Below are 25,853 nucleotides of genomic sequence, written 5' to 3'. Positions count from 1 at the left end.
TTGGGCGATTTTGTCCAACTTTTTCTACGAGGAGTCTTTCGATGATTAAACGACAAGAAGAACGTAAATTTGAACTCGTTTCTAAATTTAATCCAGCAGGTGATCAGCAACAAGCTATTGACAAATTGGCTGCTGGTTTTAAAAAAGGGTATAAAGAACAGATTTTGGAAGGTGCTACCGGTACTGGTAAAACTTTCACTATGGCTAATATTATTGCTAAGCTAAATAAACCCACTTTAGTCATTTCTCATAATAAGACTTTGGTGGGACAGCTGTATGGAGAATTTAAAGAGTTTTTCCCGCATAATGCCGTTGACTATTTTGTGTCATACTATGATTATTACCAACCTGAAGCATATGTGCCGCAATCAGACACATATATTGAAAAGGACTCAGCAATTAATGATGAAATTGACCAATTACGTCACCAAGCTACCAGTGACTTAATGGAGCGTAACGACGTTATAGTCGTAGCGTCAGTTTCGTGTATCTACGGTTTAGGTGATCCTAAAGAATATGCTGCGAGCGTGATTACAGTTCATGAGGGTGAAGAATATAATAGGAATACTTTGCTGCGTGATCTAGTTAATATTCAATATGATCGTAATGATATTGACTTTCAACGTGGTCGTTTTCGCGTCCGCGGAGATGTTGTAGAAGTTTTTCCTGCAGGTAATTCTAACCACGCATATCGGATTGAATTTTTCGGTGATGAAATTGACAGAATAGTAGAAGTTGATGCCTTAACAGGTGAAGTAGTTGGTGAAAGAGAGAGTATTTCACTTTTCCCAGCAACGCACTTTATGACCAATGAAGAACAAATGAGGCGGGCTCTCAAGGCAATTTCACAAGAAATGAATATTCAAGTGAAAAAGTTTGAGGGCGAGGGAAAGTTGCTGGAAGCTGAACGTATTAAGCAACGGACTACTTTTGATATGGAAATGATGGGTGAAGTTGGCTATACCAACGGTATTGAAAACTATTCGCGTCATATGGAAGGAAGAAAAGAAGGAGAACCACCTTATACTTTACTTGACTTCTTTCCAGATGATTTTTTGATTTTAATCGATGAGTCTCATGCGACTATGCCGGAAATTAGGGCAATGTACAACGGGGATCGTAATCGTAAAAAGACTCTTATTGATTATGGCTTTCGTTTACCTTCAGCGCTTGATAACAGGCCCCTGAAGCTGGCTGAATTTGAAAAACACGTTAACCAAATATTATATGTTTCAGCAACCCCAGGAGACTATGAATTAGAACGCACTGATCACAAAGTTGAGCAAATTATCAGACCAACTGGACTTCTTGATCCTAAAATTGAGGTTAAACCAGTTGAGGGGCAAATTGATGATCTAGTTGCCGAAATTAATAAACGTATTGACAAGAACGAACGTGTTTTTGTTACGACATTAACGAAAAAAATGGCTGAGGATCTGACAGATTATCTGAAAGATCTGGGCATTAAAGTACAATACCTTCACTCTGACGTGAAAACGCTGGAGCGAATGCAAATATTGCGTGATTTGCGTACTGGCAAGTATGACGTTTTAATTGGTATTAACTTACTGCGTGAAGGTATTGATGTACCGGAAGTTTCACTTGTTGCAATTCTTGATGCTGATAAGGAAGGCTTTTTACGTGCCTACAGACCACTAGTGCAAACAATGGGGCGGGCTTCCAGAAACGCAGATGGAGCTGTAATTATGTATGCAGATACAATCACAGATTCGATGCGGGAGGCTATTGATGCAACGCAGAGAAGACGTAAATTACAGATTAAGTTTAATGAAGAACACGGTATGAAACCGAAAACTATCGTTAAACCGATCAGAGATGTTATTTCTGCTACTAAGGTTGCTGATGAAGACACTCAGACCGACAGTTTTGCCGATTTGAATTTTGACGAATTAACCGTTAAACAAAAGAGAACCATGATAAAGGATTTGCGTAAGCAAATGCAAGAAGCTGCTAAGAAGCTTGATTTCGAAGGTGCTGCAACCTTGCGGGATGCTATCATGGAATTGGAAAGCTCAACTAGAAGTCCAATTAAGAAAAAAGGAAAAGCTTTAAATGGTAAATGATAAAATTGTTATTCGGGGTGCGCGTGAACACAATTTAAAAGACATCAATCTTTCAATACCTAAGGATAAATTAGTTGTTATTACCGGCCTGTCAGGTTCTGGAAAAAGTTCTTTGGCTTTTGATACTTTGTATGCTGAGGGGCGCAGAAGGTATGTCCAATCGCTATCAAGTTATGCGCGCCAATTTTTAGGGCAAATGGATAAGCCGGATGTTGATTCAATTGATGGCTTAAATCCTGCAATCTCGATTGACCAAAAAACGACATCACATAATCCCAGATCGACTGTGGGCACGGTTACTGAAATAAATGATTATCTCAGATTATTGTGGGCACGGGTTGGGCACCCAGTCTGTCCTAATGATGGTACTTTAATTGAAAGACAGTCGGTTGAACAAATGGTTAATCGTATTTTGGCTTTGCCAGAACGTACTCGCATTCAAATTTTAGCACCAGTAATTAGAGCTAAAAGAGGAGCACATAAAGAAGTCTTTAAACGTGTCCAAAGGGCTGGTTATGTGCGTGTCATCGTTGATGGCGATATGCATGAAATTGGTGAAAAATTTGATTTGGAAAAAAATAAACGCCATTCAATTGATATTGTGGTTGACCGTTTGATTGTTAAAGATGGTATTCGTTCGCGGCTTTTTGATTCGGTAGAGGCAGCCTTGCGCTTATCAGACGGCTATATGAACGTTGATGTTATCGGTGGAGAAACAATTAACTTTTCAGAGTACTATGCCTGCCCTAAATGCGGTTTTACTGTAGGAGAAATGGAACCGCGGCTTTTCTCTTTCAATGCACCGTTTGGCGCTTGTCCAGACTGTGATGGCTTAGGAGTTAAGTTAGCAGTTGATGAAGATCTGGTTGTTCCAGATCAAAGCAAAACTTTAGCCGAAGGAGCAGTTGCACCTTGGAAAAATTCAAAGTACTACGGGGAAATGCTTGAACAAGCATGTACGGCTTTAAAAATTCCGCTTGATAAACCTTTTTCTAAGTTGACTAAGAAGCAAAAAGAAATAATTTTGCACGGCTCAAATAAAAAAATCAAGTTTCATGTTACTGGTGATTTTGGGGTTAATGATACTACAGCACCTTTTGAAGGTGCTATGGAAAATGTTGAGAGACGTTATTATCATCCGATGTCCAAGTTCATGAGGGATGTTATGGGCAAATATATGACAGAACTTACTTGCTCAACCTGTCATGGTAAAAGGTTAAATCGTAAAGCATTAGCAGTAAAAGTTAACGGTAAGGATATTGCTGAAGCATCGGAATTGGCAATCAGCCACGCTCTTGAATTTTTTAATAATATTAAACTTGATGAGCAGGAATCTGTCATTGCTAAGCCAATACTAAAGGAGGTACGTGATAGACTCACTTTCTTAAATAGTGTAGGCCTAGATTATTTGACCTTGTCTCGTTCTGCTAATACTTTGTCTGGAGGGGAAGCTCAGAGAATTAGGCTTGCGACCCAAATTGGTTCCAATCTTTCAGGAGTCATGTATGTTTTGGATGAACCATCAATTGGTTTACATCAGCGTGATAATGACAGGCTAATAGCTGCTTTGAAGCGCATGCGCGATTTAGGTAATTCCTTAATTGTAGTTGAGCATGATGACGAGACGATGAGACAAGCTGATTATCTGATCGATATGGGCCCGGGTGCCGGGACTTACGGCGGTGAAGTCATGGCTGCTGGTACGCCAGAAGAAGTTGAACAGAATGAAAAATCTCTGACAGGGCAATATATGGCTGGTAAAAAGTTTGTTCCTGTTCCGTTAAAAAGACGTAAAGGTAATGGTAAAAAAATTACAATTACAGGCGCGGCTGAAAATAATCTAAAAAATTTAAAGGTTGAATTTCCTTTAGGCAAATTAATTGTGGTTACTGGGGTTTCAGGCTCTGGTAAATCAACTTTGGTAAATATGATATTAAAACATGCTTTAGCACAAAAATTGAATCGGAATCAAACTAAACCTGGCAAATACAAAACTATCAGTGGCTACCAAAACATTGAAAAGATCATTGATATTGATCAAAGTCCGATCGGTCGTACTCCTCGAAGTAATCCTGCTACTTATACCAGTGTTTTTGATGATATTAGAGCTTTATTTGCCCAAACAAATGAAGCCAAACTCCGTGGTTACACGAAGGCGCGTTTTTCCTTTAATGTTAAAGGTGGTCGTTGTGAAGCCTGCCATGGCGATGGCATTATTAAAATAGAAATGAACTTCTTACCAGACGTTTATGTTCCGTGTGAAGTTTGTCATGGCAGTCGTTATAATTCTGAAACTTTAGAAGTGACCTATCGCAAGAAAAATATTGCTCAAGTGTTGGATATGACAATTAGCGAGGCCTGCTTGTTCTTTAAAAATATTCCTAAAATTGCACGAAAATTACAAACAATTGTGGATGTCGGTTTAGGTTATGTTAAATTAGGTCAGTCTGCTACTACTCTATCCGGTGGTGAAGCTCAAAGGATGAAGCTTGCTGCGGAGTTGCAAAAGCTGTCAACAGGTAAAAACTTTTATATTTTAGATGAACCGACAACTGGATTGCATACTGATGATATCAAGCGTTTACTCGAAATATTGCAAAGGCTTGTTGATCAAGGCAATACTGTTTTGATAATCGAGCACAACCTAGATGTGATTAAAAATGCCGACTGGCTAATTGACCTTGGTCCCGAAGGTGGAGAAGGTGGCGGCCAAATAGTTGCCACTGGAACTCCAGAGGAGGTTGCATTGATTAAAGAAAGTTATACAGGTCAGTACCTAAAACCAGTTCTTAAGCGTGACACCGCACTAACAAAAAAGGCTAGAGCAAAAAATAATTAAATAGTATTAATTATTTGTGATAAAGTGTAAAATATAGCGCAAGGAGGAATAAAAATGGATAATTTTTCTAGTTACGGACAAAATCGTGGGTTTAATTGGGCCGCATTTATCTCTGGTATTTTAATGGTAATTGCCGGGTTATTTCTATTGCGGCATCCAGGTAAAGCACTACATGCATTTGTCTTGCTGTTCGCTATTGTCTCTATTGTCCAGGGATTTGTTTGGCTGGTATTTTACAGCCGCTTTCGGTATTTTATCCCTTCTAGCTGGTGGTCGATTTTTTCAGGAGTACTGGACATTATTATTGGTGTTCTGTTTCTTTATTCTTACGATGCCGCTGGATTAACAATTGCTTACCTTTTTGCTTTTTGGTTCTTATTTGATTCGATTACTGGAATAGTTTTTTCATGGCACATGAGAAGGATTTCCAATTTCTTCTTTTGGCTTAATCTGATACTGAATATACTAGGATTATTGATAGCAATCAGCCTGATGTTTAATCCAGCATTATCTGCTTTAACACTAATTTGGCTAGTGTCATTCTGGTTATTAATTTTTGGAATTAATCAGATTATTGCTGCTTTTGTTAATCGCTAATAAATAAAAAGTTCATTAGAACTTTTTTTTTACTCAAAAAAGTTATGAAAAATCTGATATGGTATAATTTTATTAATAGGGGGTAGCTTGAAAATGGCTGAGCACAAAAAGCAACTATTGATTGTTACAGGAATGAGTGGTGCGGGTAAAACCGTTGCTTCTCATGCTTTGGAAGATATGGGCTATTTTATAGTTGATAATTTGCCTCCATCGCTTTTACCTAGTTTTTGGGATTTAATTGTTAACTCGGATGATTTTTCTAAAGTAGCAGTAGTCATTGATCTACGAGTTAGACGGTTTTACACAGATTTAGGTAATGAAATTAATTCACTTGAAGATAACAGTAATGTTCAAACAAGAATTGTATTTCTTGACGCATCAGACAGTACCTTAGTTGCACGTTACAAAGAGACAAGGCGTGTACCACCTTTGGCTAAGAATGGTCGCTTACTGGATGGTATTTTGGAAGAAAGACGAATTTTAGCTGGATTAAAGAGTCGTGCTAATGACATAATCGACACCTCTAATTTATCTCCTAAAGAGTTAAAACAAGAGATGGCAAATAGATTTAGTAAACAGCATAAACAGCCTTTTTCAATTGAAGTGTTATCTTTCGGTTTTAAATACGGTATGCCGATTGACGCTGATATTGTGATGGATGTCAGGTTTTTGCCCAACCCATTTTATATACCTGAATTAAGGCCATTTACGGGACTAGATAAACGGGTTTTTAATTATGTAATGGATAAAAAGCAAACCCGTACTTTTTATCAAAAATTTTTAGATTTATTAAAAGAAGCTTTACCCGGATATATCAAAGAAGGTAAAAGCAAATTAACTGTTGCAATTGGTTGTACAGGTGGACAACATCGTAGTGTAGCAATTGCACAACAATTAGCAAAGGATTTGGCTAAAGACTATACAGTTGATATTACTCACCGTGAAATTAGTCGTTATGCTAGAAAAAGGTGATTTTTATGACGAATGCTGAAAAAGCTATTCACGTAACAAGAAGCAGAAGGCCACAGATTGTAGTTATTGGTGGTGGTACTGGACTGCCAGTTGTCTTAAATGCACTTAAAGAACAAGATGCTGAAATTACTGCAATTGTGACTGTATCGGATGATGGTGGTTCATCAGGCTCGATTCGCAATTTTATTAATGTCGTACCACCTGGTGATATACGTAATGTCTTAGTTTCTTTAAGTGAAATATCTCAAGAAGAAAAAGATGTTTTTCAGTATCGTTTTGATTCCTCAGATTCATTTTTTTCAGGTCATGCCATAGGTAACTTAATTATTGCAGCTCTGAATGAGATGCACGGCAATATTTTTGATGCTGTGCAAGCATTGTCTAAAATGATGCATGTAGATGGACATGTGTATCCAGCTTGTAATGAACCCTTAACGCTTAATGCTGAGTTTGTCGACGGTTCTATCCAGGCGGGAGAAAAGGAAATCACTGATAAAGATAAGCGGATAAAAAGGGTTTGGGTTACTAATACAGATTCAAAATCTGAACCAGAAGCTGTACCTCAAGTATTGGAAGCTGTTGAAAATGCTGATGCTGTAGTGTTGGGACCTGGAAGTTTGTTTACTTCGATCTTACCTAATCTAATGATTCCTAATTTAGGTGAAGCTGTTAGAAAAACCAGTGCAGAAGTGATATATATTTGCAATATTATGACGCAACTTGGTGAAACCGATCACTTTTCTGATTGTGATCATGTTAGAGTAATTAATGCTCATTTGGGTGGACATTATATTACTACCACTTTAGTCAATGGTGCCAAAATTGACATGACTAAGTTTAATCCTAATGATTATGATGCGTACATTGAACCCGTAAAAAACGATTTTAAGGGATTACGTGAGCAAGGCTGCCGTGTAATTACCGATGATTTCATTGACCAACGTAGCGGGTTGGTTTTTCATGATGGTAAGAAGGTAGCAAAGGAGATCATCAACCTGGCATTTGCAGCAATGTCTCGCAGGAAGGAATAACAAATAATGGCCAGTTATGCTAGTAACGTAAAAAAAGAGTTGACTTCGTTGCCCATTCACCGCGAACATGCCAAAGCTGAACTGGCTGCTTTCTTGCGTATGAATGGCGTTTTGAATTTTCACGAGCACCAATTTAGCCTTGATATCACTACTGAAAATCCTGCTATAGCTAGACGTATTTTTTCATTAATAAAAACTGCGTATAAAGTTGAACCTCAGCTGATAGTTTCTCGCAAAATGAAGCTGAAAAAAAACAATCAATACTTGGTGCGACTTCAAAATCATGTTAAAGAAATACTGAATAACTTGGAAATTCTGACGCCAACTTTGAATTTAATTACTAGAATTCCAAAAAGAATAATTAATTCACGGGAAGGGGCAATGTCTTATCTACGTGGTGCATTTTTGGCCAGTGGTAGTGTGAATAATCCTAATACGAGCCGGTATCATTTAGAGATATATTCTATCTATAAAGACCATAATGACGATTTGCTTCATATAATGAATGATCGCTTTAATCTGAATGCTAAAAGCACACCTAGAAGGCGAGGTTATATTGTTTATTTAAAGGAAGCCGAAAAAATTGGCGACTTTTTGCATATTGTTGGAGCATTAAATGCAATGCTGTCTTTTGAAGATTTGCGCATTATGCGCGATATGCGTAATTCTGTTAATAGATTAGTCAATTGTGATACTGCTAATTTAAAGAAGACGGCTAATGCAGCAGCAAAGCAGGTTGAAGATATTGAGTTAATTGAACGTAAAATCGGGCTGGAGAATATTCCTGAAAAATTGCAGGGATTAGCTCGATTGCGACTAGAAGAGCCTGAACTGTCATTAAAAGAAATAGCACAGCAGGTGCCAGATGGTCCAATATCGAAATCTGGAGTTAATCATCGATTTAAAAAAATACACGATATTGCTGCAAGTTTAGAGCAATAAAAAAGAAACTCATCAATTGATGAGTTTCTTTTTTTATTATGTTGAAGTAATGATAAGATCGATGCCATTGTTCATAATGCCCTTGGCAATATTGATTGGTGGAGTTTTATCAGTGATAATAGTTTGAATTTTTTTTGAATTAAAATCTGATAGAAGAATATAGTCTTTTTTGCCAAACTTAGTATGATCAATTAATAATATTGTCTTTTGTGATTTGTCTATTGCAGCTCTCTTCATGTATGTTTGGCTTTCATCTGCCATATATATTCCATTCTCATCAATTGAACTGCATGAAATGAAATTTAAGTTAGGGCGGTAATTATTATCAAGATCATCAATTGCTTTTGGACCCAAAATTGAATTAGAACAGTTTGATATTTGGCCCCCTAAAACTGAGATATCAATATTTTCTAATTGTGTTACTTCGTCAACAATATTGATATTATTCGTAATAATATGCAAATTTTCTTTTCCAGCAAAATACTTAGGCAAAAAAGTTAAAGTAGATGATCCATCTAAAAAAATTGCGGCCCCGTTAGTAATTAAATCAGCTGCGTACTTACAAAGTTTATTCTTGACAGCTACATTTTCACTCTTCCTAGTTGCATATGCAATTTCGACATTGGAATTTTCAAGCAAGCTAACATAACCATGAGTCCGGCTAATTGTATTTGTTGCCTGTAAACTCATAAGATCCCTTCTCAATGTTGAAATACTAATTCCAAGTTTTTCTTGTAATTTTTTGGTACTAATTCTCTTATTTTTAGCTAAAATTTCGATTATTTGCTGTAATCGATCTACTTTTGAAACATTCAACATAAATTCCCCCAGTTATTCAATAATAAAAATAACATATTAACAAAAGAAACTAAATATGAAGATATTAAAGTTTTTCAGCCTTCATATCCCAGTAAGGTTATCAAGTTAAGTATCTTAACAAAAATAATTATAGCTTTTACAAGCCATAAATACTTATATATAAATTTTTGTCTATGTTAACTAAAAACTTGAACATTTTTGAACAAATAATGATATTTACTTAAAAAAACTCTTGAAATGATATTGGAAGCGTTTTATAATCTTATTGTAAATATAAAGTTCATAAAAGTTCGAACAAATGAACAAAAGGAGGATTCAATGAGTAGTTGCGCAAATTTACTTGATCGTGATCTTGTTTTTTGGAATATTCATGCAGATAGTTGCATGGATTTATATCAAAAGATAGCAAATAAGCTTGAGGACGCTAATGTAGTGGAGACAAGCTATTTTAAAGCTTTAATTGAAAGAGAAAAAGAATTTCCTACAGGGCTAAATACGCAGTTTTTACCTATTGCTTTACCACATGCTAATCCAGAAAATGTAAAAAAGGCATTTATAGCTGTTGTGAAAACCACTTCTCAAATCAATATGAAACAAATGGGGACTAATGAATATATGAAAAGTCAATATTTTTTCTTTTTAGGAATTGTCAAAGAAAAGCAGGATTTGCAAGTCAAGTTATTACAAAGATTTATGCAATTAATGAATGATAAAAGCTTTGTCAGCTCATTTAAAGGATTGTCACAACCTGATGAAGTTTATGAGTTTTTAAGAGATCGATTTTAAAGGAGTTTGTCATGTTAAAAATTGTCGTTGCATGTGGAAGTGGAATTGCTACTAGTGAAACTGTTGTAGGGACAGTGAAGTCATTTTTAGAGGATCATTCGGTAAAGGGAGTTGATGTTGAAGCAACAGATTTTAAGCAACTACCTAGTGTATTACCTAATTATGATATTTATGTATGGCTAGCAAAGCCAACACCTGAAATTCATGACATATGCAAAAAAGAAGGTATTCCGGAAGTTAATGGTGTTGATATTTTGACAGGATCAAAAGGTGACAATACTTATTTAGAACTAGTTAATGCCATGATGACATTAAAAAGCAGGTCATAAAGAAAGGAAGTGATTCTAAATGGAAATACTAAAAAACATAGTCAACTATGTCCTTAACTTGGGTGCAGCCGTTTTTGTACCATTGATTATGTTTGTCATTTCTTTGATAGCCAGATTAAAATTGAGCAAGGCCGTTAAAGCTTCCCTTACTTTAGGTGTTGCCTTCAGTGGAATGACTTTGGTTGTTAATTACATGACTGATTCAATTTCACCGGCTGCCAAAGCAATGTCAAAGATGTTGCATTTAAGTCTTAACGCTATCGACCAAGGATGGCCTGGCGTAGCTGCGATTACCTGGTCATACAAAGCAGCATTTTTATTTTTCCCGTTTTTGTTACTAATCAATTTCATAATGTTAACTTTCAATTGGACAAAAACTTTGAACGTAGATATGTGGAATGTTTGGAACAAGATTTTCACTTATGTAGTAGTCTTATACTTTACACATAACGCCATTTATGGGTTTATTGTTGCAGGCATTCAGATCGTCTTAGAACTAAAAGCAGGGGACATGTGGCAAAGGCACATTCAAGACCTGACTGGAATTCCGGGAGTTACTGTTCCTCATTTCGTAACCTTATTTGCAGTTGTACTTATGCCACTTAATAAACTGCTAGATTTTATTCCAATAATGAATAAACCAGCTGATGCTAATGCTATCCAGAAGAAAATTGGTATTTTTGCTGATAATTCTGTAATGGGTGCAATTATTGGTGTGCTATTAGGATTTGGGGCCGGCTATTCACTTTCAGGATCCTTAAAACTTGCTATCGAAGCTGCAGCAGCTATGACAATGTTTCCCATGATTTCCAAATTATTTATGGAAGCTTTAAACCCGATTGCTAATGCTATGAATGAGATGATGAAAAAACACTTCAAAGGTCGGCAAGTATTTATTGGATTAGACTGGCCCATTCTTGCAGGAAGAAATGAGTTATGGGTAACAGTAATTATTTTAGTACCAGTAATGCTAATCATGGCTATGGTATTACCGGGCAACACTGTCTTACCATTTGCTGGAATAATCAATCTTTCGTTTGTAGTTGCAGCCCTATTACTAACTGGAGCTAATTTATGGAGAATGTTGACATTAGGCATTATTACTACGCCAATTTTCTTATACGGAGCTACTTATTTTGCTCCAGTAATCACAAATCTCGCAAAATCTACAGGAGCAGTACACGTTAATCCTGGTCAATAATTATCTTGGTCAACTTTTGAAGGACCAGATTTTAGATTATTCTTTGCACAGGCATTTAATGGTAAATGGTGGGCAATTGCAGCTGCTTTGGTATGGTTATTGATTTTTATTTGGCTTTACAAAGATCAAAATAAAATTGCTTTACCTAGTAAACGTTATGCCTTAAATACGGGTACAGTTGATAATGTAGAAAATGTTTCAGAAGCCACAGATATTACTAAAGGAAATGATACGTGGTCTGTTTCCAGCATTGATGGTATGAATTTCGAAAATGTTCATAAACATATTATAAGTGCATCTACTAAGGATAAATTCTCAATTAATGATATTAATGATGTGGATTTTTCAAACTTTACCAGGTAAAGCGGAGAAGTTAAATGAAAGATAAATCTTCAAATTCAAAATTATCACAAAAAATATGGTGGTCATTTGCTTTATTCATAAATGTCATCTTAACAATTGAAGCAATTTTTACTCAAAATATTTTCGGTTGTATAAGTGTAATTCTATTTGGACTTTTTATAGCTAAATATGGAGATCCAATAATTTTTGAAAAATATAACCGTCAACAAGAAATTAGATATCGAGCTGCGTATAAAAAACGTGAACAATATAAATTAAGGAAAAGAGACAAATTAGATGATTGAAAACTATAATATAATTAAAGAAAGGCTTCCTTTCGAAAATGAACGTAAAGATATAGCTGAAGTCGCTCGTGAAATGTTCAATCGCAAATTAACAAATATTGCTGGAGGAAACATCTCTGTCAAAATTACACCAGATGAAACATTCTCTTATGACAATCAGACATATTATGCTAACCATGATTATTTGTTGATGACTCCTACTTTTATGTCTGAAGCATGGTTCTCAAAGCTAAATGCTTCTCAAATCTTAGTTATTGATTTAGAAACAGGTAAAAAACTAGCGGGAGAGGGTCGGCTAACACGAGAAATCAATATGCATATTGGAGCATATGAGGCAAATAAAGACATTAGAGTAGTTTATCACTCTCATGCACCAAAATGTATGTTTTGGGCTACATTAGGCCAGGACATGCCTAACTTAACAGAAATTACATCTTTTAATGTACCTCTTGGAAAAATTAAGTGTTTACCATATCGTGAAGCATGTAGTAAAGAACTCGCTGATTTAGTCCATGATGAGCTAGTGAAACTTGGTACTGGCGCTAAAGAAAATATTTTTCTGCTAAATAGTCATGGAGTTTTAATTACTGAAACAGATTTGCATGCAGCAGCTCAAGTTTTGGAAACAGTGGAATGGAATGCTGAGATAGCTTATAAACAAGCAATTTTTAAGAAATTAGGAATTATTGATCAGTATCAGTCTCGAGGTAAAAGCACGGATGGTATGGTAAATTAAAGCGAATCACGAAATATAGATATCTATTCAAATAAAAAAGGAAGTTAAACAAATTGTTTAACTTCCTTTTTCACTTAGCAATAAATTTATTTCTTTTGGTTAACCATAATCTCATCGATTAAGCCATAGTCTTTTGCTTGTTGTGCGGTCATGTAGTTGTCCCGCTCAGTGTCCTTTTGAATTTTTTCTAAAGGTTGACCAGTAGTTTCATGTAAGATCCGGTTAATTTTTTCACGACTCTTTAAAATCTCATTAGCAGCAATTTGAATGTCTGTTTGCTGACCCTGTGCACCACCTAAAGGTTGATGAATTAAAACAGTGGAGTTAGGTAATGCAAAACGTTTACCTTTTGCTCCGCTAGTCAGTAAAATGGAAGCCATAGAGGCTGCCATGCCGATGGCAATAGTTGAAACATCCGATTTAATAAAGTTCATGGTATCCATGATTGCCAAACCAGAAGTAATTACACCACCCGGTGAATTAATGTAAAGTGAAATATCCTTGGTGTTGTCTTGAGCATCAAGAAATAGTAATTGTGCAATAATTGAATTGGCCATATCATCGTTAATTTCGCCGCTAAGCATGATGATTCTGTCTTTCAATAAACGTGAATATATATCATATGCGCGTTCGCCACGTGCAGTTTGTTCAATAACTGTAGGTACAAGCATCTTTCTACCTCCTAAATATAATTAGCACTCTATCAAGTACAGTGCTAATTAAATCACTTACATTACATGCTGTCAATGAAAGTGTATTAATTTTGTATTCTTTTTAGAGAGGGTTTTATTATATAATTTAAAGGTAAACTAAATATTGGAGGATATATTTTGAAGCTTTATAAGAAAAAATTACCATATTTACTGACATTGGTTGTCGGATTACTAGTTTGTACCGGCTTGTCAACTACATCAGTTGCGGCAGATTCGAATAGCGCTCAACCGCCAGTTCAAGATGACAGCAACAAGTCATCGAACAACTCAACTGATGTAAATAATGATAATAATGCCACTAATGATCAAACAGGTAAATCTGATCAAACTGGGACAGACGACACTAATACTAAAAAGCCTAAGCCTAAACAAATTGTTACTGGTTTTTCTATGATGACCAAAGTTGCGGGCAACAAAAATTATAAGGTCTGGAAAGAAGTAAATGACGGGAAGGTTAGCACAAAAGTAGCTGACGGTATTAACTTTCGTTATAGTCATATTCAATCAGATCAGTTGATTGAAACTAAAAAGTATCGCTACTGGCGCATTTATGTTAATGGCAGACAAGTAGGGTATGTTAATGAACGTTACTTTGCCAGAAACCAAATTGCAGTTCCTAAGACTATATCTCTAGTGCGCAATGAGTTCTATAACTTCCCTACGAGAGATGCTATTTCTTATATTACTAACAGCATGGGTACGGTGATTGACAATAGTCAAGTAACTGTTTCAAAAGATAGCATTAATTGCGGAACTCCTAAGACATATAAAGTTAAATATACTTATGGAGATGCGACTGCTACAGTTAAAATAACTGTTAGAAAAAGTAAAAAAGAAGGAGTGGTTGATGCAAATACCGTTACCTCCTTCCCGGCGCAACCTGGTACCAATGACTATCAGGCTTGGAAAACCCATTACGGTTCATCATTAAATTATATTAGTCCAACAGAATACACGCCTGAAACCAATAAACATACTTTGACTAGTGGTGATTTGACCTTAAAAACACGATTATATCAACCAGTTTTACTAAGTGTAGCTGATCCATCAGATGATAATATTAACCGTGTTGGTCACATTCCAGAAGGTGTTACCGTTTCTAATGGCTGGGCATATACTAGTCTTTTAAGCCACACAAATTTGGTATCTGGTCATATTGTTGGTTATGATCTGAATACTTTAACTGACCCGTTTGATGCGCAACATTTACTTGATATGTCGCAGAAGAAGTTTAACAGTTATGTTAAAAACATCAAGGTAAGTCCATATATTCCAATTGGTCATGGTCAAGCATTGGGCGCAAGTGATAAGTATATTTATGTGTTAAATAATGACAATACATTAAATGACACTAATGACTCTGAAGAATTACTTCAAATCCGTAAGAGTGATTTACAAATTAACAAGATTTGGACAATCAAAACTTGGATTGATGATGGCAAGAGTAATCGCTATTTCCAAAATGGTGTAATTGTATCAGATAAGGATATGTACACTGTTTACCATGATACTGCCAATAATTGTTATGAATATTGGGAATTCACTCGTAATGGAGATAATTGGTATCCAAAATTAGTCGGTAAAACTGATGGCAACTTTGTAAACAATAATTCACCTGTTCAAGGTTTTACGTATGACACTAAGAATAAAAACTTTTACTTGGCATTCAATGACTTAATCTTTAAGATTGGCCGCGATGGCAAATTAAAAGATACTTATTCTTTTGACACCGGTCGTGAAATTGAAGGTTTATCAGTTAGTGATAATAAATTGTATGTAAACCTTGCACAAAGAGCTGAATTATTGGTAAGCATGAATATTAAATAGAATAAATATTTTTAAATGAGAGCTGAAAGGCTCTTATTTTTATGCTTTAGATAATTTAGTCATAAAAATAGTCCTGAAAGTTATCTAACTTTTAGGACTCGTTTCTTTCAGTAACCATGATATTCATTAAAGAATCGAAGCAAAATCAATAGGACAAATATAAATCAAGTATTGAGAATTATTTTTCAGTAGAGCTTGATTCTTGTTCCAGTTTTATGATTAATATCTCTTAGTCATTTTTTCTTTGTTTTGACAGTCAGGACAAAGGCCGTAGATTTCAACGTGACTTGAAGAAGTGACAAAACCTGTTTGTTTATCTGCCTCATTTCTCATCTGCCCTTCAATTCTACCAAAGTCAGGATAATAAACATCAGCAATTTTACCGCACTTTTTACAAATAATATGAAAGTGTGGCTTTACAAAGTAGTCATAGTGCAGAGAATCATCACCATTTTTTATTTCAGTTATGATACCCGCGTCTACAAGTTTGTTAAGATTGTTATAAACGGTGGCACGATAAGCTGGCTTATCTCCACTGATTGCTGTAAAAATCGTTGAAGCGGTGGGATGATTATGATGTACCATTAAATATTCAAGTATTTTTAAGCGTGGTTTAGTTACTTTTAAGTGATGGTTACGTAGCAGACTTCCTGCTTCATCAGAAAAATTAGGCATGATTCTCATCTCCTCAATTAATTAGAGTATAGCATTTTTTATGTAAAAAACCGCCTATTGCTAGGCGGTTAAGTATTATTTTGCTTATTTTTTCTCTTGTTTTCGTCTAATTGTTGGCATAATTAAACCAAGTAGAAATAATACCACTGGAGTGGCAATATTTAAACAAAGCGTAAATGGATCATTTGAATACATTCCCATTAAACAGCAGGCAATTGTAACGGCTAATCCCCAAATTCCGGTAGTATAGGCTAGCCACTGGTGTTTAGTCATTTGATAGTTATCAGCATCGTTATGGAATTTTTCATGTTGTTTACGCAAAGCTAAGTAGGCAATGAAAACCCATAAATAACGCATTGGCATCACTATCGAATTTAGTTTAACTAATTGTGCCATCACAGTTTGTGCATCAGGCATAACAGCCTGTAATGCAATAATACCACCGGAAAGAATGACGATCATCCATATACCGTTAATGTATGCTCCATGCTTGTTGATTTTTAATAACTTTTTCGGAATAAAATCTTTTGCTTCTTTGCCTCCTAGAAGCATTCTCAAAGGAGCATCAATACTAATAACCAGTGCGGAAAATTGTCCAATGACGTTGCACCAGGCATAAATATAGAGGAATAATCCGCCAACGCCGTAATATTCACCTAATTTTTGAAAAGCAATGTACGGACCATTTGAAATGTATTCATTCAAATTACCATTAACTACTTTAGGATCAAACATTAATGCTAAAGCAATAGTACCTAAGATAGCAGAAATCATTACCATTCCAGCTAATCCTAGCATAGCTTTAGGGAAATTTTTTGCAGGCTTTTTTAATTTGCTAACATATGGAGAAATCTTTTCAGCTCCACCTATAGCAAATACCAAAATTGAAAGTGAAGTAAAATACTTCGTATTAAAATCTGGCATAAAGTTTTGCCAGTTCCAGTTTATGCTGTTAAAACTAGCATGCGGATTAATCATTGGTGCCGCAAACATCATGATAATAAATAGAATTGACATAATAAACATTGAAGTGCCAGCAATTGTTGATAGAGTTTTAATTACCGGAATCCCCCGGCTGGCTACCCAGCAAAAGAACAAAAATACTACCAGTGTGGCTAATTGCGTCCAGGCTGTAGGCAAACTGTCGTACCATTTAGTATTACCAAAAATGCCCCAGGCCATGCCTCTTAGGCCAGTTGTACCCTTACTGGAAATATAAACCACGTGTACTGCCCAGAAAGTCCAGCCAACATAATAGGCCCATTTGGGTCCGATAGTAGCGTTAATCCAGGAAGCAACGCCACCCTCAGAGTCTTTAAAAACTGATCCAAGTTCACCGACCATTAAGGCATAAGGAATAAAGAAAAGCAGGAAAATAATAACCCAGCTGAAAATTACCTTGGTGCCATCAAAATATATGAATCCGTTAACAACGTTGCCAAAGCTCCACACAATAGAGAAAGCCATAGTGGCCAGCGTTGTCCACATCATCTTTTTAAAATTGTTTGGTGTTTCACCCATGAAACTGCTCCCTTATATAAAAATAACAATTTTTTTATTTTAACTTAAATGTTTTTAAAAATCTAATAATAAGTCACTTGAAATTAATAACAATAATAATCATTGATATATGAATTAAAAAAGTGTAAAACTATTATTATATAATAGAAGAAGGGGTTGTAAGTTTAATGAAAAGAAAATTTAAAAATAAGTTGCTGATTGCTGGAACAATAGCTGCAGTTGGCTTATTTGTTGGGAGTAACAGTTCATATATATCTGCTAAAAGCTATCATAAGGCAGTAACCAAGATAGCAGGTAATGGTAATTATGCAGTTTATCATTATGCTTCAAAAATGGGGCCATCTGGCAAGTTTACATCGACTAAATATTTCAAGCACGCACAAATTCAGTCTAAACAGTCAATGGCCACTAGGAAAGGCAAGTTTTGGAAGATAATTGTTGACGGGCGCACGGTCGGCTGGGTTAATCAGAACTTTTTTGCCAGAAATAAGATTTCTGTAGCGAAGAAAGTAAGCTTAGTACAAAATAATCAATATTCGTTTAATACTAAGGATGCTATCAATTATGTGACTAATAGTGCTGGTACAGCTGTAGGCACAAGCAAGGTAACAGTTTCTAAGTCAAAGATTAATTCTGGCACCCCTGGTAAGACCACTGTTGATTATAGTTATGGTAAGGCTAAAGCTACAGTCGATGTGACTGTTCGTTCAGATAAGAACGAAGGTATAGCAAGAGCTGATAAAAAACCTATGAACGGACCAAAGGAAGTCTCAACTTGGAAAGGTAGTTCCAAGTCTTCTTCCAGAAACTGGAACGCAGCGCATCATTATACTTCCGAAACAAGATCTAACACGTTTAAAGCTAATGGGTTAACTTTAAAAACCAAGCTGTTCCAGCCTCGTTTTGTCAGTCTGGGCTACAATCAATCTGGTGATAAGATGGGACAAGTAGGCGTAATTCCCGAGGGCATAACCGTGAATGGTTCAAACTTTACGGTTGCTCTATTTAATTCAAGTAGTGCACAAAACGGTCATTTAGTTTCTTATAATTTAAAACATATTAATAAATTCAAGGCGCAAAATTTACAAACATTGAGATGGTCAACATTTAAGAAATATGCCTCTCATATTAAAGTTAGTCCTTATATTAAATTAGGCCATGGTCAAGCAATAGGATCATCTTCTGCATACATTTACGTTATTGCTAATAACAATACTTCTAGCAATTCAAATGCTTCTGAGGAAATTTTGCAAATACGTAAATCAGACATGAAGATTAATCAAATCTGGACCTTTAGGATTTCTAACTATGGTAGTCCTAGATATATTCATAATGCTACGTTTGCTGGTGACAATACAATGTATTGTCTATTCCATAATGGCGGAAACGGCTATTATGAATATTGGAAAGTAACTCGCAACGGTGATTCCTGGACTCCCGTTGAGGTAGGAGCTACTAAAGGTAACTTTGTAAGCAATGGTTCACCAGTTCAAGGGTTTACCTACGATCAAAATCATAACCAATTTTATATCGGTTTTAATGACTATATCTTTAAAGTTGATGAAGATGGAACATATAAGAGTACCCATCATCTTCATGTAAGGCGTGAAATTGAAGGCTTGTCCTCATCTGGTAACAAGCTTTACGTTGAATTTGCCCAGCGTGGAGAATTAACAGCTGGTAATACAAATTAAAAAATTATTTTAAGCAGTTTGTTAATCATAAGAGTTTTTGACAACTGATAAAATTCGAATTGGCAATTAAATAAATTATATAAGTCACTGAAATTTTTCAGTGGCTATTTTTATTTTAGTAAGACTTTTATTCCTAAAATATTTAAGACTTTCTATATTTGAATGTAATTGTTTTTCAAATAAATTTGCTTTCTGTATTATGGTACGCGACAAGAAAAATAGAGAATACTAAAAGGAGGATTTTTTGGTTAAAAGAGACTTTATTGATACTTGTGGCTTTTCAAGAGACGAAATGAAATTTTTAGCTGATTTAGGTATAAAAATTAAAAAAGCTATTAATCATGGTTATTACCCGCCGCTATTAAGAGGTAAGAGTTTAGGAATGATTTTTGATCAGGTATCTACAAGAACACGCTGCTCTGCCGAAACTGCAATGACTGAATTAGGAGGACATGCTTTGTATTTAGCTCCAGGGCAGATACAACTAGGAGAGAATGGTCACGAGGGCTTAGTAGATACTAGTCATGCTTTAGGCGACTTGGTCGATATTATTGGTGTGAGAACCGCTAGTCATGACGATATTGTTACGATTGCGCAAAATTCGCCGGCTCCTGTTGTTAATTTTATGAGTGATAATGATCATCCTACTCAGGCACTGGGAGATTTAATTACGATTAAAGAATTTTTACCTGAGGGTAAGAAAATTTCCGATGTGAAGTTGGTTTTTGTAGGGGATGCAACCCAAATTACTGTTTCAGCATTATTTTTGTGTGCTCAAATGGGAATGCAATTTGTCCAATATGGTCCTAAAGAAAAGCAATTATCTCCAAAAATATTGCGAAAAGCAGAAAAAATAGCTCAGCAAAATGGTGGTTCAATTACTCTATCTGAAGATGAAAAAGTCTTAGAAAATGCTGATTTTATTTATACGGATGTTTGGTACGGCCTATATGATCAAGAGCTTGATCAAACAGAGTATATGAAAATATTTTATCCTAAGTACCAGGTTAACGAAAAAATGCTGGCTAAAACACACAACCCTACCGTTAAATTTATGCATTGTTTACCTGCAAGCAGAGGTGAAGAAGTGACAGCTTCTGTGCTTGAGGGTGAAAACTCAATTGTCTGGCAACAAGCTGCAAACAAAAAGACGGCAATGAGAGCAATATTTACTTATCTGCTTAAAGATAAATTAGCTAAAGAAGATTTTTCGAACCAGATTGATAATGAGTTTCAAAGAGATTTATCTTATTTTCTTTTATAAAAACCTTAATTTTATTGGAAAAAATATACAAAAACCATTCTAACAAGAATTGTTAGAATGGTTTTTTAAATTCAATAACTTTTTATTTTAGTTCGAATTATAAACATTCATGCATTTTTATTTTCTTCAACAATTTCATTAATTAGTTTGCGAATGGCTATTGTCCCGAATTCAGATGGCAAAGGCATCTTTTGATCTACAAAATTACTGTTATATTTAGTTGAATTAGTAAGCTTTCTATATTGAGATGGAGTTATACCTACTCTTTTTTTAAAAGTATGAAAGAATAACTTTGTATCGGAAAAATATGATTTGTAGCTTATCTCGGAAACAGAAAGATAAGTTGTTCTTAATAAGTATTTAGCAAAGTCAAGTTTCATATTAATAATGTATGATTTTAAAGGTATATTTGTTTCCTTTTTAAAAGCTCGACTTAAGTAATTGGAATTAAGACCAAATTTTTGAGCAACTTTTTTAACAGTTAAATGTGGTGAAATATTAACTTTAATCCACTCAGAGATAATATTAATGTTCTTTTTTTCTTCAGTTTTACTAATATTTTCTAAATAATCATTGCTAATAGCAGTTAATAAATAAGACAAAAATAAATCATTTCCTCTATTTATTTTTCTCTTCTTTGCAGTGATGTTAACGAGTTGATTAAAAAGGAGATAAATTTGAGTTGGATTATGGAGAATAAAATGATCTGGGATAACTGCATAATTATCTAAAATGTATTGCTTTTTGCCAGATATAATTTGTCTTGATAAAGAATCATTATCTTTTAGATTTTTATATTCTGCAAAAAAATGTGTCCAATATAGAGAAATTGCTGCATAGGTTGATTTAATTCCCATTAAGTGTGCAAACGGCGGTATAAGTAATGCTTCACCTTAATTTAATATTAAAGGTTTTCCATTTAAACTTAAATTTAAATTACCCTTCTTAAGAATTGTGAGTTCAAAATCTTGGGAGTGTTGTTGACTTGGATGAACCCATACAGATCCTTCTTCTTTAATAAATTCTTTAGTCCAAATATTTAAAATAGGCTTATTAATATTAATTAAGTAATTCATAATGTTCTCCTATGAAAGATTTTAACACTTTTTCTACTAATTAAGTGGTTAAAAAAAAGATACTTAGGCACTAATATAATAGTGTAAAGGGCATTAAATAGCGAAAAGATAAATTAAAAATTCAAAAAATTATTTTTTTGAAAGTGTCTTTCTATGCCTAAATATAAAAATATTCATTTAATATAGGAGGTATGTAGAATGACTGTTGTTTTAGCAAGAATTGATCAACGATTAATTCATGGATTAATTGTTAATCAGTGGGCACAATATTTAAAAATAAAGCGCTTCATGGTTGTTGATGATGAGTTAAGCAAAAATGAATCTATTAAATCCAACATGAGAATGACAAAACCAGCTGGGACAGGAATGTCTATTATTAATACTAAAAAAGCCATACATAATTTTGGTATTGGCAAGTATGATGAACAACGAGTTTTTATATTGGTAAAAGAACCCGAAGTTTTAATTCAACTTGTGAAAGCTGGCATTAAAATTCCCAAAATTGATTTAGGCATACTCTTTGATGAAAATGGGAGAAAACCAATTTCAAAATTTGTTTTTCTTAATGCAAAAGAAAAGCAGGATTTAATGACGTTAAAGAATATGGGAATTCCAGTAGTAATTCAATATGTTCCTACTGACCCAGAAAAAGAATATATAGCTTAGGAAGTAAATTGAAATGCAATTAGTACAAGATATTCTAATTATTATTTTAGCAGGATATATGACTGTAGATGAAGATGGGCCAGTAATTATGTCTTGGTTTCCAGTGATTGTTGGTATGATAACAGGATTTATAATGGGAGATTTACAAACTGCCTTAGTGATAGCCGGTACATTTCAACTAATGATGTTGGGAGTAGCAGCTCTTGGTGGTGCTTCAGCTCCTAATTATGGACTTGCCACTATTATTGGTGCTTTTATTGCCATCAGAACTGGTACGGGAATTAAATCTGCCATTGCAGTAGGTATTCCAGTAGGTTTATTAGGTATTCAACTGGAAGTCGTATGTAGAATTATTAATAATTTCTTAATTCATTATATTGAGAGACTTAACGCGGAACACAAATGGAATAAGATGAGAAAACTATCTTATTTAGGTCCAACCTTGTTTTTTTTGCAAACAGCTTTACCAACTGCATTAATTGTATTTTCTGGCCCCACCATTGTCGATTTGATTCTTAAGGTTATTCCAAAATGGGTAACTGATGGTTTAACAGTGGCAGGTGGCATGTTACCAGTTGGTGGTATTGCAATGCTACTGCATTATATGCCTATTAAAAAGTTTTTACCGTACGTTATGATAGGTTTTGTTATTGCTGCATATATGAAAGTACCTGTCTTAGGAATAGCTATTATGGGACTAGCATTTGGCTATATTTACTATGTAAAAGAGAGTAAAAATGATATTAAGAATAAAAATGTAGCTACCAACGGTGAGGAAGGAGACGATTATGATGAATAAAAAATTGATTTAAATCCATCAAATATGAAGTATAAAGTAACGAAAAATGATTTGAGAAGAGCATGTTGGCGATGGAACTGGTTTTGCGTAAATATGTTTAATTACGAAACACAAGAGGGACTAGGTGTAGCAATTTCTTTAGCCCCCTTGCTTAGAAAAATATATCCTAATGATGATGAATATGAAAAAGCTTTAACTAACCATTTTAGATATTTTAATACGACTCCAATCATGGGAAATCTTCTATTAGGTGCGGTTGTAGCAATGGAAGAAAAGGATGGTCTAAAAGCTGCCGAAACCATTCAGTCATTTAAGACAAGTATGATGGGTCCTCATGCAGGAATCGGAGATACTATATTCTGGGTTTTATGGCCAACAATTATGGGGTCTCTTTCTGGCTACATGGCTTTGCAAGGCAATCCATTAGGTGCAATTGTGTGGCTTACCGTCAATATTTTACTTTATATTTTAAAATACTGGTTTTATGATGTAGGCTACACATCTGGAACAAAATTAATAGATAATTTAGGCACTAAATTAAATATCTTTACTGAAGCTGCATCAATTATGGGATTAACCGTTATTTGCTCTTTAGTAGCTACGGTTGTAAAAGTTTCAACTTCTCTTACTTTTCAAATGGGTAAGGTTAACTTGGCTTTACAAACTGGTGTTTTGGATAAATAATGCCTGCATTACTACCAGCATTGTTGACCTTTATCGTTTATAAACTTTTGAATAATAAGAAGTGGACAGCGACCAGAGTGATTTTTTTGGTGATCCTACTGGCTCTTATAGGCACATACTTTGGTGTTTTTAAAGCCTGAAAAATGAGAAATACTATGCAAAGAACGATAATAATTGCTTCTCATCATCGTTTAGCTGAAGGAATGACCGACACATTAAAATATATTATTAATAGTGGTTGTTCTATAAAATACCTAAATGGTTATATAAACAATGTATCAATTGAAAAAGATGTACAAAAATTAATGTCGAATGTTCACAATCAAGATGAAATATTTGTTTTTACTGACATTTTGGCGGGAAGTGTTAATCAGGCATTTATGCCTTATATGAGTTTACATATTCATTTAATTACGGGTATGAATTTACCGCTAATAATGAGCTTTGTATTAGACCCTAAAAAGGGATATTTAACTGATTCGGATATAAAAAAACATATTGAAGAAGCTAAGAAAGCAATAATTTACGTAAATGATTTTAAGGTGAATGATAATGACGACGATGAGTAAATACGAAATAAATTCTAATGGCCAGAATATGACTGTAAGTATACAAAAAATTTTAGATAAAGCTAAAAATGGTAGTAATATTGAACTAATTTTTAATCCTGGCATATATAAAACTGGATCTTTAAGAATTTATAGTAATACAAAGTTAAGTTTAAAGGCAGGCTGTCGAATACTAGCTTATAATTCTATTTCTGACTTTACGGATTTCAATGAAAAAACTAAAATTCAGTATGTAAATGATAAGCATATGATTCGGCTTTGGAACCTTCCCGAACATTATTTTAAAGCAATTTTTTGTGCTTATAACGCAGAAAATATAACGATTTGCGGCGAAAAGGATTCACTTATAGATGGCAATAATATTTTTGATCCTAATGGTGAAGAACATTTTCGTGGACAAATGGGATTAACATTTTCTAATGTTAAAAACTTAAAGCTGGAAGGATATGAAGTTATTAATAGCGCAAATTGGTCACATGCTATTATTGGTTGTAATAATGTAAATATTCAACATGTAAAGATTAATGCTGGTCATGATGGTTTTAATTTACATTATTCGAGAAATATTAAAATTGAACACTGTTTGCTTAACACTGGTGATGATTGTATTGCGGGGTATGAAATCCAAGATTTAAAATTAGTAATTGCTGGCTTAATACCAGTTGTAATACTTTTCGTTGTGGTGGAACTAATTTTCAGATAAATAATTGTGCTGTAATTGGACCAGGGGAATATCCTTATAGACATTTAAAAACTTATTTTACACATGATTTCTTTATATTTTATTCTTTAACTACTGATCCTCTTGAATTAGATAGTTCAAAAATTGTTTTTCATGATATGTCTATTCAAAAATGTAGAAGTCTAGTTAGATATTACCCTGCTTCGGAAAAAGAACTAGAAAATAATAGGCAACTAAAAGAATTGGTTTTTGAAAATTGTCAAATTGAAAACATGAAACAGCTGTCCCATATCATTGGCGGAAAAAAATAAATATTAGTTTTTATAATTGCTTACTAAGGGATTTAAAGGGATTCAAAATTAGTGATAATGTTCATATTAAGTTTGAAAACTGCTTAAACTTAGACACTTTTCAAATTGATAAGTATGGCCAAAAAATTTGTTTTAATGAAGTCACTTTGAATTTTCAGATATAAAAAATTTTGTCTTTAATTAAATATTACTAAATTAATAGGAAAGTGAAAAGCTGATAAACTTCTGGTCTTATAATGAAGTTTATCAGCTTTTTAACTGTAAGCATCTTTAAAGTAAGAATGAAAATAAATAGAAACATTAAATAACACATTTTATCCTAAATTCAATGGGTCCCCTGAGAGTCGAACTCAGATTTTAAGAACCGGAATCTTACGTGCGATCCATTA

The 25,853-nt window shown here is 34.4% G+C and carries 23 protein-coding genes and 2 pseudogenes; 19 read left to right on the top strand and 6 right to left on the bottom strand.

The genetic code is table 11. The annotated features are described in order from the left end of the window. Window positions 1-41 precede the first annotated feature (41 nt). The 6 genes from uvrB to whiA all read left to right on the top strand — a co-directional run bounded on the left by uvrB (window position 42) and on the right by whiA (window position 8,465). The gene (uvrB, locus tag Q0K80_RS01340; RefSeq protein ID WP_294602045.1) at window positions 42-2,084 is read left to right on the top strand and encodes an excinuclease ABC subunit UvrB; all 2,043 of its coding nucleotides are present in this window, start codon (window positions 42-44) and stop codon (window positions 2,082-2,084) included. After that, window positions 2,074-4,923: an excinuclease ABC subunit UvrA gene (uvrA, locus tag Q0K80_RS01335; protein WP_294602043.1), complete on the top strand. Its 2,850-nt coding sequence runs from the start codon at window positions 2,074-2,076 to the stop codon at window positions 4,921-4,923. The genes uvrB and uvrA overlap by 11 nt, the downstream gene beginning before the upstream one ends. A gap of 54 nt (window positions 4,924-4,977) precedes the next feature. After that, window positions 4,978-5,520, top strand: coding sequence for a DUF308 domain-containing protein (locus tag Q0K80_RS01330; RefSeq protein WP_365934753.1), 543 nt, complete (start codon window positions 4,978-4,980; stop codon window positions 5,518-5,520). 93 nt (window positions 5,521-5,613) lie between these two features. After that, a complete protein-coding gene (gene rapZ, locus Q0K80_RS01325; protein ID WP_294602041.1) occupies window positions 5,614-6,492 on the top strand; it encodes an RNase adapter RapZ in 879 nt (292 codons plus the stop codon). A 5-nt stretch (window positions 6,493-6,497) separates the two neighbouring features. Beyond that, complete coding sequence (locus Q0K80_RS01320) at window positions 6,498-7,523, top strand: gluconeogenesis factor YvcK family protein (RefSeq protein ID WP_294602039.1); 1,026 nt, start codon at window positions 6,498-6,500, stop codon at window positions 7,521-7,523. A 6-nt stretch (window positions 7,524-7,529) separates the two neighbouring features. Then, window positions 7,530-8,465: a DNA-binding protein WhiA gene (whiA, locus tag Q0K80_RS01315; RefSeq protein ID WP_294602037.1), complete on the top strand. Its 936-nt coding sequence runs from the start codon at window positions 7,530-7,532 to the stop codon at window positions 8,463-8,465. 36 nt (window positions 8,466-8,501) lie between these two features. Here the strand turns inward: whiA and Q0K80_RS01310 are convergent, their stop codons facing one another. Beyond that, window positions 8,502-9,284: a DeoR/GlpR family DNA-binding transcription regulator gene (locus Q0K80_RS01310; RefSeq protein ID WP_294602035.1), complete on the bottom strand. Its 783-nt coding sequence runs from the start codon at window positions 9,282-9,284 to the stop codon at window positions 8,502-8,504. Between the two features lie 318 nt (window positions 9,285-9,602). Here Q0K80_RS01310 and Q0K80_RS01305 point away from each other — a divergent pair, with 318 nt between their 5' ends. From Q0K80_RS01305 to Q0K80_RS01285, 5 genes and pseudogenes are all read left to right on the top strand, one after another. After that, window positions 9,603-10,070 carry a PTS sugar transporter subunit IIA gene (locus Q0K80_RS01305; RefSeq protein WP_294602033.1) on the top strand — a complete coding sequence of 156 codons (468 nt, stop codon included), beginning with the start codon at window positions 9,603-9,605 and terminating at the stop codon, window positions 10,068-10,070. Between the two features lie 11 nt (window positions 10,071-10,081). Next, complete coding sequence (locus tag Q0K80_RS01300; RefSeq protein ID WP_294602031.1) at window positions 10,082-10,399, top strand: PTS galactitol transporter subunit IIB; 318 nt, start codon at window positions 10,082-10,084, stop codon at window positions 10,397-10,399. Window positions 10,400-10,418: 19 nt separating this feature from the next. Continuing rightward, window positions 10,419-11,963: pseudogene (locus Q0K80_RS01295) on the top strand (PTS transporter subunit IIC). Window positions 11,964-11,977: 14 nt separating this feature from the next. Then, complete coding sequence (locus Q0K80_RS01290) at window positions 11,978-12,247, top strand: hypothetical protein (protein WP_294602029.1); 270 nt, start codon at window positions 11,978-11,980, stop codon at window positions 12,245-12,247. A 13-nt stretch (window positions 12,248-12,260) separates the two neighbouring features. Next, window positions 12,261-12,983 carry a class II aldolase/adducin family protein gene (locus Q0K80_RS01285; RefSeq protein WP_294602124.1) on the top strand — a complete coding sequence of 241 codons (723 nt, stop codon included), beginning with the start codon at window positions 12,261-12,263 and terminating at the stop codon, window positions 12,981-12,983. Window positions 12,984-13,069: 86 nt separating this feature from the next. On the opposite strand, the gene clpP is transcribed toward Q0K80_RS01285, so the two are convergent. After that, window positions 13,070-13,654 carry an ATP-dependent Clp endopeptidase proteolytic subunit ClpP gene (gene clpP / locus Q0K80_RS01280; RefSeq protein ID WP_034977497.1) on the bottom strand — a complete coding sequence of 195 codons (585 nt, stop codon included), beginning with the start codon at window positions 13,652-13,654 and terminating at the stop codon, window positions 13,070-13,072. 159 nt (window positions 13,655-13,813) lie between these two features. On the opposite strand from clpP, the gene Q0K80_RS01275 reads away from it, so the two are divergent. Beyond that, entirely contained in the window at window positions 13,814-15,523 is a 1,710-nt protein-coding gene (locus tag Q0K80_RS01275) for an SH3-like domain-containing protein (protein ID WP_294602019.1), read from the top strand. A gap of 219 nt (window positions 15,524-15,742) precedes the next feature. Here Q0K80_RS01275 and Q0K80_RS01270 read toward each other — a convergent pair whose 3' ends face one another. Both Q0K80_RS01270 and Q0K80_RS01265 read right to left on the bottom strand, forming a co-directional pair. Next, window positions 15,743-16,198, bottom strand: a complete 456-nt coding sequence (locus Q0K80_RS01270; protein WP_294602017.1) for a Fur family transcriptional regulator — start codon at window positions 16,196-16,198, stop codon at window positions 15,743-15,745. Window positions 16,199-16,282: 84 nt separating this feature from the next. After that, window positions 16,283-17,719 carry an amino acid permease gene (locus Q0K80_RS01265; protein ID WP_294602014.1) on the bottom strand — a complete coding sequence of 479 codons (1,437 nt, stop codon included), beginning with the start codon at window positions 17,717-17,719 and terminating at the stop codon, window positions 16,283-16,285. A gap of 167 nt (window positions 17,720-17,886) precedes the next feature. Between Q0K80_RS01265 and Q0K80_RS01260 the strand changes: the two genes are divergently transcribed. Both Q0K80_RS01260 and argF read left to right on the top strand, forming a co-directional pair. Next, window positions 17,887-19,413, top strand: coding sequence for a GW dipeptide domain-containing protein (locus Q0K80_RS01260; protein ID WP_294602012.1), 1,527 nt, complete (start codon window positions 17,887-17,889; stop codon window positions 19,411-19,413). 244 nt (window positions 19,414-19,657) lie between these two features. Next, window positions 19,658-20,677 carry an ornithine carbamoyltransferase gene (gene argF / locus Q0K80_RS01255; protein WP_294602010.1) on the top strand — a complete coding sequence of 340 codons (1,020 nt, stop codon included), beginning with the start codon at window positions 19,658-19,660 and terminating at the stop codon, window positions 20,675-20,677. 107 nt (window positions 20,678-20,784) lie between these two features. Here the strand turns inward: argF and Q0K80_RS01250 are convergent, their stop codons facing one another. Both Q0K80_RS01250 and Q0K80_RS01245 read right to left on the bottom strand, forming a co-directional pair. Then, window positions 20,785-21,534, bottom strand: a complete 750-nt coding sequence (locus tag Q0K80_RS01250; RefSeq protein WP_294602008.1) for an AraC family transcriptional regulator — start codon at window positions 21,532-21,534, stop codon at window positions 20,785-20,787. Between the two features lie 36 nt (window positions 21,535-21,570). Continuing rightward, window positions 21,571-21,753, bottom strand: coding sequence for a hypothetical protein (locus Q0K80_RS01245; protein WP_294602006.1), 183 nt, complete (start codon window positions 21,751-21,753; stop codon window positions 21,571-21,573). Window positions 21,754-21,951: 198 nt separating this feature from the next. On the opposite strand from Q0K80_RS01245, the gene Q0K80_RS01240 reads away from it, so the two are divergent. From Q0K80_RS01240 to Q0K80_RS01220, 5 genes and pseudogenes are all read left to right on the top strand, one after another. Continuing rightward, a complete protein-coding gene (locus tag Q0K80_RS01240; RefSeq protein ID WP_294602004.1) occupies window positions 21,952-22,419 on the top strand; it encodes a PTS sugar transporter subunit IIB in 468 nt (155 codons plus the stop codon). A gap of 13 nt (window positions 22,420-22,432) precedes the next feature. Beyond that, window positions 22,433-23,218, top strand: a complete 786-nt coding sequence (locus Q0K80_RS01235) for a PTS sugar transporter subunit IIC (protein WP_294602002.1) — start codon at window positions 22,433-22,435, stop codon at window positions 23,216-23,218. A gap of 93 nt (window positions 23,219-23,311) precedes the next feature. Next, window positions 23,312-24,042 (top strand): annotated as a pseudogene (locus tag Q0K80_RS01230) (PTS system mannose/fructose/sorbose family transporter subunit IID). 15 nt (window positions 24,043-24,057) lie between these two features. Next, window positions 24,058-24,471: a PTS N-acetylglucosamine transporter subunit IIBC gene (locus Q0K80_RS01225; protein WP_294602000.1), complete on the top strand. Its 414-nt coding sequence runs from the start codon at window positions 24,058-24,060 to the stop codon at window positions 24,469-24,471. Then, entirely contained in the window at window positions 24,455-25,174 is a 720-nt protein-coding gene (locus Q0K80_RS01220; RefSeq protein WP_294601998.1) for a glycosyl hydrolase family 28 protein, read from the top strand. Before Q0K80_RS01225 ends, Q0K80_RS01220 begins: the two co-directional genes overlap by 17 nt. The last annotated feature ends 679 nt before the right edge of the window (window positions 25,175-25,853 follow it).

It is taken from the genome of uncultured Lactobacillus sp. (genome assembly GCF_945290125.1).
GTDB classification, from domain to species: domain Bacteria; phylum Bacillota; class Bacilli; order Lactobacillales; family Lactobacillaceae; genus Lactobacillus; species Lactobacillus rizhaonensis.
Note: the sequence above shows the minus strand (reverse complement) of the source record. Positions and strands in the feature narration are given on the sequence as shown.